This window comes from Chitiniphilus eburneus, assembly GCF_005048205.1.
Taxonomy (GTDB): domain Bacteria; phylum Pseudomonadota; class Gammaproteobacteria; order Burkholderiales; family Chitinibacteraceae; genus Chitiniphilus; species Chitiniphilus eburneus.
Window position 1 is genome coordinate 36294 of sequence record NZ_SUMF01000024.1, and the last position, 11331, is coordinate 47624.

At 68.0% G+C, this 11331-nt stretch carries 10 protein-coding genes; all 10 read left to right on the forward strand.

The features are described 5' to 3' along the window. The first annotated feature begins 8 nt into the window (after positions 1-8). The 10 genes from FAZ21_RS20620 to FAZ21_RS15820 all read left to right on the forward strand — a co-directional run bounded on the left by FAZ21_RS20620 (position 9) and on the right by FAZ21_RS15820 (position 11199). Positions 9-1355, forward strand: coding sequence for a hypothetical protein (locus FAZ21_RS20620; RefSeq protein ID WP_211243492.1), 1347 nt, complete (start codon positions 9-11; stop codon positions 1353-1355). Between the two features lie 40 nt (positions 1356-1395). After that, positions 1396-2910 (forward strand): hypothetical protein, encoded by a 1515-nt coding sequence (locus tag FAZ21_RS20375; RefSeq protein WP_169307442.1) that lies wholly within the window; start codon positions 1396-1398, stop codon positions 2908-2910. Between the two features lie 276 nt (positions 2911-3186). Then, a complete protein-coding gene (locus FAZ21_RS20380) occupies positions 3187-3606 on the forward strand; it encodes a thioredoxin domain-containing protein (protein WP_169307443.1) in 420 nt (139 codons plus the stop codon). Between the two features lie 233 nt (positions 3607-3839). Beyond that, positions 3840-4730: a DUF4124 domain-containing protein gene (locus tag FAZ21_RS20385; RefSeq protein WP_169307444.1), complete on the forward strand. Its 891-nt coding sequence runs from the start codon at positions 3840-3842 to the stop codon at positions 4728-4730. A 20-nt stretch (positions 4731-4750) separates the two neighbouring features. Continuing rightward, positions 4751-5473: an ankyrin repeat domain-containing protein gene (locus tag FAZ21_RS15795; protein WP_169307445.1), complete on the forward strand. Its 723-nt coding sequence runs from the start codon at positions 4751-4753 to the stop codon at positions 5471-5473. Between the two features lie 103 nt (positions 5474-5576). Beyond that, complete coding sequence (locus tag FAZ21_RS15800; protein ID WP_169307446.1) at positions 5577-6314, forward strand: ankyrin repeat domain-containing protein; 738 nt, start codon at positions 5577-5579, stop codon at positions 6312-6314. A 54-nt stretch (positions 6315-6368) separates the two neighbouring features. Next, positions 6369-7088, forward strand: a complete 720-nt coding sequence (locus FAZ21_RS15805; RefSeq protein WP_136774406.1) for an ankyrin repeat domain-containing protein — start codon at positions 6369-6371, stop codon at positions 7086-7088. Positions 7089-7263: 175 nt separating this feature from the next. Beyond that, complete coding sequence (locus FAZ21_RS15810; RefSeq protein ID WP_169307447.1) at positions 7264-9162, forward strand: UvrD-helicase domain-containing protein; 1899 nt, start codon at positions 7264-7266, stop codon at positions 9160-9162. A 145-nt stretch (positions 9163-9307) separates the two neighbouring features. Next, positions 9308-10381: a phospholipase A gene (locus FAZ21_RS15815; protein ID WP_136774408.1), complete on the forward strand. Its 1074-nt coding sequence runs from the start codon at positions 9308-9310 to the stop codon at positions 10379-10381. Beyond that, entirely contained in the window at positions 10378-11199 is an 822-nt protein-coding gene (locus FAZ21_RS15820; protein WP_136774409.1) for an alpha/beta hydrolase, read from the forward strand. The genes FAZ21_RS15815 and FAZ21_RS15820 overlap by 4 nt, the downstream gene beginning before the upstream one ends. Positions 11200-11331 lie beyond the last annotated feature (132 nt).

Genomic DNA, 11331 nt, shown 5'->3' on the forward strand with positions numbered 1-11331 from the left:
ATAACGTGATGGAAATGATTTGCGACAAAGAGCGCTACGAGCGCTTTTTCAAAGGCTTTACCGTTTATGACTGTGCGGTTGGCTACGACAACACGCGCTACTGCTTCATCCTGGTCGAGGCCACCGATTCCCCGCACCGCGATCCGTTGCCCCGCACGCGTTTTCTGTTTGCGCGGATGGAACGCCCGATGGAACGGCGTTTCTATTTTCAGGAGGCGGACTATTTCGACTTCACGCGGGTGGCCTATGCCGAGCTGGATGGTCAGTCGGAGTTCGTGGCCGTGGATATGGAAAGGCATGTTTTCCGGTATGACGCGCCTGCGGCCAATGTAGAGCAGGACATTCCCCCTCAGATTCCCGATTCCGAATACTGGTGGTCGCCAACGAAGGTGACCCGGATTGCCGGACGGTCGGTGGTGGCCGGTACGGCGCGGCAGTTACGCATCCGGCATGGTGCCGATGACTGGCGGCCTTTCCCCGCCTCGCCGCCCGTCCCCGAAAGGCTGGCCAAGGAAGGCAAAGGCATACTGGAAACCGGCTTCGAGGATGTGGCCGGGTTTGCCGAGGACGATGTTTACGCCGTCGGCGGCGCCGGCGATGTCTGGCACTTCAACGGCAAGGCCTGGCGGCAGATCGATTTCCCCTCCAACGAACTGCTCTACACCGTGTGCTGCGCCGGCGACGGCAATGTCTATATCAGCGGCAATGGCGGCTCGCTGTGGGTGGGGCGCAACGACCGCTGGAAGCGCCTGCTGGAAGGCGGCTTCAGCCTGCCGTTCAAGGATTCGGCGTGGTTTGCCGGCCGCCTGTGGTGTGGTTCGGATAACGGCCTGTGGGTGTTGCAGGACGGCAAGCTGATCAACCCGCCCGACCAGCCGGCGGCGGTGCGCAACGCCAGCGGGGTGATCGATGTCAGCCCGGACGGCAAGGTCATGCTGACCGCCAGCCCGCACGGCGCGGCGATCTACGACGGCAAGACCTGGACCCTGTTGTTCTCCGCGTTCGCCTTTGCCGAAAAATCGCCGCGTGCCGAAGCGCGGCAGCAACTGGGGCGCGGCCAGGAACGGCTGACCGACAACGACGACATGCAGGCGCTGCTGGACGTGATCGGCAACGACGGCCCCGATGCCGCGCTGGCGGCGCTGGGGCAGCCCGAAACGCTGGATCTGGCCGCGCTGCGCGCGCATAGCTGGCTGCTGCTGGTGAACGCGATCAGCGCCCAGGGCGCCTGGGATGGCTACGACGCCGTGGCCCGACGATTGATCGAGCTGGGCGCCGACGCGGACGCGGCCGACCCCGAAACCGGCATGACCGCCCGCGCCATCGCGCAGGCGATGAACGTGTCGCTGGCATGAGGCGCACCGTGCTGCCATCGCGCCATGACGTGGGCGGTCAATGATGCAGGCTGCGATTCCCGCCCACATCGAGCCGTTGCTGATCCGCCACGCCGAGGACGCCGCGTTCTACTGGGCGCAACTGGATGGCGCGACGCGGGCGTTCAATCTCTACCCGGAGCGGCGCGCGCATTTCAACCGCCTGCTCGACGCGCACCTGGAAGGGCTGCTGATCGCCGAGGAACACGGCGTCGCGCCCGCGCTGAAGGCACTGGAACGCTGGGGCCAGCCGGGCGAAGCCTTTGTTGCCGCGTGGCTGGGATTGCAGTGGCGCCAGCGCGATGAGGCCGCCGTCGCGGCGGTGCTGGCACGGGTTGCCACCGCGCCGGAATCGCTGATGCGTGGCCTGATCAGCGCCGTGGCCTGGCTGCCGGCCGCGGCCCAGCCCGATGCACTCGCCTATCTGGCGCAGCGCGATGCGATCGGCCAGGTCGCCGCCTTGCGTGCCGCCGCGCTGATCGGCGCCGCGCCGGGCGGGTTCGATCCCTTCCCCGGCCTGGGGCCATTGCTCGACGACCCCGGCGCGCAGGCATCGCCATGGGTGCGCGCCGCGGCGTGCCGCGCGCTGGCCGCCATGGCGATCCGTGCCTGGGGCGATTCGCCGCCGCATGAGCAGGCCACCGGCCCCTTGAGCAACCTGGTCGCCGCGTGGGAATCGAAATGGGTCGATGGCTTGCAGCCAACGGTCGATCACTCGCCGCCCGCCTTGCTGCGGCGGCTGCTGGACGACAGCGAGGCGCCGGTTCGCGCCGAAGCCGCGATCGGGCTGGCACGGCTGTACGGGCGTGCGCCCACCCATGCCAACCTGCTCGATGCCCGGCGTACCTTGCGTGACGTACTGCCGCCGCAACTGGCCGAGGTGCAGCGAAGCAGCGGCGTGACGCGACAACTGGCGACGCGCCGGCTGCTGCGCTGGCTGGCCTGCCTGGCCTGGCTGACGCCGCCGGGCGACGCCGAGGCCGAAGCGATCCTGCGCGATCTGCCGCCACGCCTGGCGCTGACGTTCCTGTTGCATCACGGCGACCTTGCCCAGTTACCGCGCATCGTCGCCTGGATGCGAGACCCCTTGCTGGCGCGCCACGCCGGCTGGGTCTGGCAGACCTTGACCGGCATCGACCTGGAAGCGCACGGCCAGGTGATCGAATCGGATGACGTGGACGTGGACGTGGACGTGGACGTGGACGTGGCGAGCGGCGACCCGGCGGCCGGCGATGCGGCGGCCGATGGCGCCGATCCGGTCGCGATTCAGGAGGCCCGACGCGACGAAGCCAGCGGCCTGCCCTATCCGGATGTCGCGGGAATCGCGGCCCGGCCGGCCACGCTGGCCGCCACCGGCGAACGACACCTGCTCGGCCGCCCCGCCACCCGGGAATGGTTGCGCAACGTGGTCGATGGCGATCATCCCCACGCCGTGCGGGCCATCGCCGGGCAGGGCCTGATGCTGCTTGCGCCGACCGAGGCGAACCGCACCAGGGGTTCGTTGTTTGCCGATGGCCAACGCATGGCAGCGCCCTAGAGCGTGTCATCCAATGTTTCGCGGCAGCGCTGGGCCGAAAAAGCACCAGGCACCAGGCGCACGGCGCAGGCAACAACCGGTTATTGGCAAGGAGTGCAACGCGGTGGATGGTGTTTTTTCGGCCCAGCCCTACGGGTTCGGCGCATTTCGGGCGCCACGCGGCGTCGCAGGCCGCTTGGGGTATCCATACCGCCGCGCGTCCCGCGCCTTGCACGGCATCCCGAACTGCACCGAACGCTGTCGTGAAACATTGGATGACACGCACTAGGAACATAGATGCAACCTTCCCCAGAACCCATCGCGCTGCTGGACCCATGGACCGATGCCCGGCGCATCGCGGAACGACTGAACCAGGCCGACACCCGTGCCTGTCTGGTGCTGGGGGCGCAGGCGTGGTGCGAAAAGTGCCGCGCGCTGTACCCGGGCCTGGTCGAGGCGGCGCTGGCCGAGCAACAACGCCATCCGCTGCACCTCTGGCTGTGGCTGGACCTGGAAGACCACGCGGAATTCATCGGCGACTATCTGCCCGAGGACCTGCCCGAGCTGCTGTGTTTCGAGCGCGGCCAACTGATCCACCGCCGCGTGCTCGAACCCGGCGCCGATCTGGCCGGGTTGCCGCCGACGGGGGCGGGCAGCGCCAACGATCCCGCCGTCGCGATCCTGCAATCGCTCCGGCAGGCCAACTGGGGTGCCTAGGGCGTGTCGTCACATGTTTCGTGGCTCAGCCCTGCGGGTTCGGCGCATTGCGGGCGCCACGCGGTGTCGCTGGCCGCTTGCGGTATCCATACCGCCGCGCGTTCAGCGCCTGGCGCGGCATCCCGAACTGCACCGAACGCTGTCGCGAAACCATTGATGACACGCCCTGGCACCCGCGCCGCTTCGCCCGGGATGGCGAGGCCGGTTTCACTGATCTGACTGGACGAACTGCAATGGCCACCCTTTACAAGACTACCGATGCCTTCGGCAATGTGGAGTACTCGGATCGCCCCCCGATCGACCCTCGCGGCCGTACGGTGGAACTGGTGCCGGCGAACGGCGACCGCGCGCGCAACGCCCAGGCGGACTACCAGCAGGCCCAGGCGCTGATCGGCGAGGCGCGCAAGCGGATTCCCAAACTGCACGATTACCTGGGCTATCTGGAATACCTGCGCCACAACAACCCGAGCCGCATGGCGTCGGTCATGGCCGAGCTGAAGCGGACCGACCCGCAAGCCTGGATGGCCTTGCAGCGTTATCCCCAGTTCCGGCCGCTGGGGGAAACGATGATCGGCCTCAAGGCCGGCAGCAAGAACCTGGAAGCCGCAGCGGGCGGCGCGGCCGCGCTCCTGACCGGCAAATACGGCGGCACGCTGGAAAAATGGCTCGAGACCTCGATCCGCGACGCCATGAAGCGCGACCGCTGGGGCCCCTATGCCGACGTGCTGGGCGGCAAGGCATCCACCTTGCCGGCCAAGGAGCCCAGCTACTCCGCCTCGCGCCTGGGCGGCTACCTGAAAGCCGAGGACGCCCGGCAGGCCCAGGCCGCTCGCAAGACCGCCCAGCAACTGAGCGCCGCCGAGGCCTCGCTGCGCGCCGCCAAGGGCGCGGCGGTGACGCGAGCGATGGGGCCGCTGGTGGACCTGGGGATCGGGGCGTTGAATCCGGAGACAATGGCGGGAATTTCAGCGATTGAAGCGATGCGGATCGGCAAACGACTGGTCGATCGCGGCATTCTCGACCCGGAGGAGGCGCTGGAGCTGCGACAACTGATGGCGAGCCAGCGATATGGCGAAGCCAATACCCTGCTGCGCAATGCGGCGCAGCGCGCGGGGCTGAAATGAAGAGGGAGGTGGCTGGCAGGATGGTCTGTTTCAGGTTCGTCGTACTGCTGTGTTTGATTCCGCTCCATGGTTGTTGGGCGGGGGAAACGGTTCCGCGTGCGTGGCAGCCGCTGTGCAAGCAAGCCATCTCGCAACCCTTCAAGCCGCTGGCAGCGGGGGCTGCTGGCGACCCGTTGCTGGCCGCTGTCCGCACTGGTGCGGGCCCGGCACAGTTCAAGCCGTTGCTGGAAGCCGGGGAGCTGGATCGACCCCGCGGGGAACGTGGGTATACGGCGCTGGGCACGGCGGCGATGCTGGGCAACTGGCCCGCGGCGCAAATGCTGCTCAAGGCGGGGGCCCGCATCGATGCGCCGGGGCGCGATGGGAATACGCCGCTGCATTGGGCCCTGGTCGGCGGCCAGTTCGGCATGGCCTGCCAGTTGCTGAAATCCGGCGCGACCCTGCCAGACCCCGAACGCCATCCCACGCTGTTGCCGCTGGTGGCCTTGTCGGAATCGTTCGAGCCCGCCGCGCTGGTGGCGGACTATCTGATTGCTCATGGCTACGCGGTCGATGCCACGGCCACCGGCAATCGCGATACGGCCTTGATGATCGCTGCGGAGCTGGGCAATCAGGCTTTGGTTACGGTGCTGCTGAAGCATGGCGCCGACGTGGGCCTGCGCAACGCGCGCGGCGAAACCGCCGCACAGGTGGCACGCCGCGCCGGCTTCACCGAACTGGCCAGGACCATTGCCGCGCGTTGACGGGGCGTTGCCCCAACGCGCGCTCCGGAAGGGGCGGCCCTCCGCCGGGGGAATGTGGGGGGCGAAGCGGATGCGAGCCCTTGGGCGTTGCGGGCTCGCCCTGATGCTGTTCCCTGCGCTGGTCGCTGCCGGCACACCGTTGCCCTCCTTCCTGCAAGCGTGGTGTGCCCAGGATTCCGGCGTGCGGCATCTGCCTGTACCCGCTACCGCGAGCAAGTCCACTGGCGATCCGCTGCTGGACGCGATTCTTGCCGGTGGCCCGACGAACTCGCTGGCGGAACGCATCCAGCAAGCCCGTTCGACCCTGGATGCTCCACGAGGCCAGAGTGGTGCCACGCCACTGGTCGCTGCGGCGATGACCGATAACCGATCTGCCGCCCGATTGTTGTTGCAGGCGGGCGCAAAGGTCGATGCACCGGATCGCGATGGCGTTACGCCGCTTCACTGCTCCTTGATGTCTCATTCGCTCGGCGTGACCTGCCAATTGCTCAAGGCCGGCGCCAGCCTGCCCGACGCGCGAAGCAACCCCGATCTGCTGCCCATGGTGGCGCTGGCCGGGAATTTCGATGGCGCCGCCGCGATGATCCGCTGGTTGCTGGAACGTGGCTACGATATCGATGCAAGAACGCCCGATGACGAAACGGCGCTGATCGTTGCCGCTGGCATGGGTAATCGAACGCTGGTGGCATTGCTGATCGCGCATGGCGCGGATACCGCAATCCGCAATGCGGCGGGATATTCCGCCGCCGATGCGGCCCGGCTTGCCGGGCATGGGGAGTTGGCCAGGGAAATCCAGCGCCAGCAGGCAAAGCGACCGCGCCAGCCGCAGCGTGTGCAATAGGAAACCAGACGGTTGAAACCCGGTGTTCGGTTCTTGATCCATGGGGTATGCGCAGTGCTGTGGAGCATGGCGGCGCAGGCGGATGTTGCCGTTGGCGCGCGCTGTCCCGCATCGCCCGTGGCGGCATCGACGTTGATACGCTCGCTGGATGAAGCCAAGCCTGACCTCCCCGTGGAATTCGAATCCGCCCGGCCTTATCTCCGCGCGCTGGAATCTGTCGAGATGGAGGCGTTGTCGCACCTGTTGTGGCAGCGCGGCGACCCTGATGTCTGCCTGCCCGGCGCCAGCTTTCTTGCCTATGCTGCGGCGATTGGAACCACGGCACAGGTCGAGTTGCTGCTGAAACACGGCGCTCACCCCGATGCGCCGCTGGACAGCAACGGCGCCACGCCATTGATGACGGCTATCGGGGCGGGCCGCTGGCGCAACGCCGAGGCCTTGCTCGATGCCGGCGCCAACGCCGCGCAGGCCAGCGATGGCGGGATCACCGCCTTGCACGAAATGGCGCTCGCCCGCTGTGGCAAGGCGGTGACTTGTCCGGACAAGGAGCGCCTCGCCGCGCGCCTGTTGGGCATGAAGGTGTCGGTCGATGCAGTCACGACCCGGGGCGCGACGCCGCTGATGCTTGCCGCCTTGAGCGGCGATACGGCGCTGATGAAACGATTGCTGGCGCGCGGCGCGGACCCGACATGCAGGAATGGGCAAGGCAGGACCGCGCTGGACCTGGCGGAGCAGGCGAACCAGCGGGCCGCGGCGGCGCTGCTCGCCCGGTGATCCTGGGCCTGGAAGGCCAGGCCCCTTGAGGCAACGTCACCCGTGGTCGTCGCCCCGGGGCGGGCGTGGTATACATGCCCATCCGGCCAGACCGGATGCGGTCGAAACCCGGTGAGCGCGCTCCCCGGGTTTTTGCTTTACGCCCCTGCGGCGATTTGAAGGAATGGAATACCTCATGCACGGCGAATCACTGGAGATCACCCCGGAACTGTCCGCGATCCTGGACTGGGCGGTGCCGCCGCGCGGCAAGCGGATGCCGCTGTTGATCGAGGCCTCGGCCGGCACCGGCAAGACCACGGCGCTGGTGCTGCTGCACGAGGCGCTGGTGCGGCGCGGGCAGGCGGTGCTGACGCTCACCTATTCGCAAAAAGGACATGCGCGCTGGCTGGAGTTGTATCGCGGGCGGGCAGGCGGCGATCTCGCGCCGCAGCAGGCGGCGCTGCTCTGCAATACGCTGGATGAGTTCGCAGTGCGCTGTCTGCGCGATCATTCGCGCGAGAAGCGCTGGCAGGCCGGCTCGCTGGGGCATGCCATCGTCGATGACGACCGCCCGCTGCTGGCGATGCGGCAGGCGGTGGCGCGGGTGAACGCCTATCTGCCCGAGGCCGGGCTGGAGCCCTTGCGCGCGGACGATGAATCGCTGCTGCTGGCGCTGGACCTGATCGACAATCTGAAGGCGGGGCTGACCTTTGCCCAGCCGCCATTCGCCGGTTTCGATGCTGAGCTGGCGGACGATTACGAGCTGGAGAATCTCCAGTTCGCGCTGGAGCGGCTGGGGTTGCCGCCGTGGGCATTCAGCCTGTTCAACGAATACGAAAAGTGCCGCGAATCGCTGGATTTCCTTTGCCATGGGGATGCGGCCTACGATCTGGCGTACGAGCCGGACGCGGTGGCGGCGGGCTTGCGCGCGCGCGGCGTCGAGGTGGTGCTGCTCGATGAGTTCCACGATACCAAGGCCGTGCATTTCGAGATCGTGCGCGCGATGGCGCGCGCCGGGTGCGCCATCGCGGTGGTGGGCGACCGGGGGCAGGATATCTTCCAGTGGCGCGGCGTGACGCCGTTTTCCGCGTTTGACGAATTCATGCAGCGCTGGCCGCAGACGCGGCAGTTGCCATTGTCGCTGACCTATCGTTTCGGTAACCCGCTGGCCAAGGCGGTGGGTGGGCTGTTGCAGCGGGTGAATCCGGCGTGTGCCAGCCTGCGCTGCGCGTCGGGGCGGCGGACGGCGATGAAGCGCCTGGCGGTGCCCAGGGCGGCGCTGCCGGGGGAGGTGGTGCGGCTGATCGAAGGGGGGCTGGCGGCCGGCGCGGCCGGGCAGGATTTCGCGGTGATCGTGCCGCAGGGGCAGGCGGCGTTTCCGGTGATGCGCGCGTTGCAGGCAGCCGGGGTTCCATATCGGTGTGATCGCATTGCGCCGCTGCATGAATCGCGCGAGGCGCGCATCCTGCGCGCGGCGTTGCTGTTGCAAGGCTGGGCGAAGCCGGATTCGTTCGGGCATCTGGATTGCAAGGCGCTGCTGCAATACGCCGCCGGGCCGAGCACCGGGCTGGATGAGGATGAACGCGCGGCGCTGGGCACGCTGCTGGCGGAGCGGGTGCCCGGCGAGCGTGCGCCGCGCTATATCCCGGATCACGTGCCCATGGCGTTGCAGATGCTGGCCGAGCGCGATGGCGCCGAGGCGGTGCCGTGCGATGCCATAGCGCTGCACGATTGGTTGTCGCGCCACCGGGTGCGGCAGTGGTTCGCCGGCGCGGCGCCCACCGCGGCGGCGGCGCGGGCATCGAGCCAGGCGTTGAACGAACTGGTGGCGTGGATCGTCCGGGACGGCGCAACGGCGTTCCTGGCCGGGCTCGACACCCTGGCGACGCAGTTCGCGCGGGGCAATGTGGGGTTCGGCAGCAAGGTGGTACTGACCTCCATCCTGCATTGCAAAGGCAACGAGTGGCGCAATGTGATCCTGCCCGAGGCGCCGTCGGCGGCCCGGCTGGCGGATGCCGACCTCCAGGTCGTGCGCGAGCAGTACGTGGCCATGAGTCGCGCGCGCGAGGGGCTGTGGCTGCTGGAGGCCACCTGATACCGCACATCGTTTGACGACGATCAGCCCGGTGCCGACGACGGGACACCCCGTATGCCGGGCTGGCGGGTTTCGCTGGATAATCGCCGGCTTGCCCGTTCAATTCAAGCCCGGGGCGCAGGCTGCCGGGCCATGGGAGAAAAAGATGCGATATGCCCGGACCGTCGCCTGCCTGCTGGCGTGCGCCCCCGTGGGCGCCGGGCTGGCGGCGGAGACCGTGTTCCTGCCTGGCGGGGTGGGCGCCGCGACCGTGGATGTGCTGTATGTGAACCGTGGCACCGAGGTGAAGCAGGTGACGCCCATGGCGACGCTGACCTGCCCGGGCTCGCGCCCCTGCGAGCTGGTCGGCCCCGCCGTGCCGTTCGAGCTGGCGCCGGAAAGCGCGCGGCTGGTGCGGTACGCGTTCAGCAAGACCGAGGAGCCGCCCGTGCCCAAGGCCGCCGACCTGCCACAGGTGGCGGTGGCGACGCCGACGGAAACGCAGATCCAGAATACGTCGCTGCTCAATTACAGCGCCGCGCGCTTCGGTGCGCACGATCCGATGTATTTCCTGTTTTCGCCGAATGGCGACGATGCGCGCTTCCAGTTCGGGTTCCGCTACCAAGTGTTCGACCCGGACGGTGCGCTGGCCAAGCGCTATCCCTGGCTGGCCGGCCTGCGCTTTGCCTATTCCCAGACGTCGCTGTGGGATATCGGCGAGGAATCCACGCCGTTCTACGACACCAGCTACAAGCCGTCTTTCTACTACGAGCGCGCCAACATCGCGCAACTGCCGCACGTGGGGCGCTTCGACCTGGCCTATGGGTTCCGGCACGAATCGAACGGCAAGGGCGGCGACGAATCGCGCGATCTCAACCAGTTGTTCATCAACCCCACCTTCACCTGGGGCGACGTGGCGCAGTGGCACTTTGTGTTTTCGCCGATCCTGGGCGCCTACATCACCGAGATGGACGAAAACCCGGACATCGCGGGCTACCGCGGCTATGTGGACTGGCGCTTCAAGGGTGGCAACGGGCAGGGGCTGACGGTAGCGTCGCTGATCCGTTACGGCAACAAGGACAAGGGTGCGATCCAGGTGGACGTGTCCTATCCGTTACGACAATGGCTGGGCATCGATTTCTACGCCTACCTGCAATACTGGGACGGTTACGGCGAAAGCCTGCGTAGCTACGATGAGCGCACCAACAGCCTGCGGCTGGGCATAGGATTCGTTCGATGAGCAAACCCCATCATCTGGAAGTGCTGCACCGCGCTCCCGCTCCGGGCGCCGCGCGCAATGCGCCGCCGCTGCTGTTCGTGCACGGCGCCTATGTGGGCGCCTGGTGCTGGGAGGATACCTTCCTGCCGTATTTCTCCGGCCTGGGCTACGACTGCCACGCGCTGAGCCTGGTGGGGCACGCCGGCAGCGCGGGGCGCGAGCGGCTGGATCTGTGCTCGCTGGGCGACTACCAGCGCGACATCGCCGATGTCGCCGCGCAGCTGGCGGCGCCGCCGGTGCTGATCGGGCACTCGCTCGGCGGCTATCTCGCACAACGCCACGCGCGCAAGCATCCGGTGGCGGGGCTGGCACTGCTGGCGAGCGTGCCGCCCTATGGCCTGGCCGGGTCGCTGACCTATATGGGCCTGAGCGCGCCCCACCTGCTGGGCGGGCTGAACCGCTTCCAGTGGCACCTGGGGCCGGACGGGCTGGATTACGCGCTGCTGCGCGAACTGCTGTTCTCCGACAGCATGACGCGTGAGCGGCTGAACGCCTTTGCCGCGCGCGCGCAGCCCGAATCGACGCTGGCATTGACCGAATTGCTGATGCCGCAGCCCTGGCTGTTGATGGGCATGCCGCACGATGTGCCCTGCATGGTGCTGGGTGCCGAACACGACCGCATCATTCCCCGCATCGACGTCATGGCGACGGCGCGTGCCTGGCACGTGGAGCCGGAATTCGTGGCCATCGGCCATGCGCTGATGGTCGATAGCGGCTGGGAGGGGGTCGCGGCGCGCCTGGCCAACTGGCTGGGGGTCAGCTTCGGAGGCGCCCGGTGAGCTGGCAGGCGGATCGGGCGCTGGCGCAGGCTCGCGACGCCGAGGCGCGCGACCAGTGGGCGGCGGCGCAGGCGGCGTACGCCGAGGCGTTGACGCGTTGGCCCGAGGCGGCGGAACTGAAGCTGGCCTTCG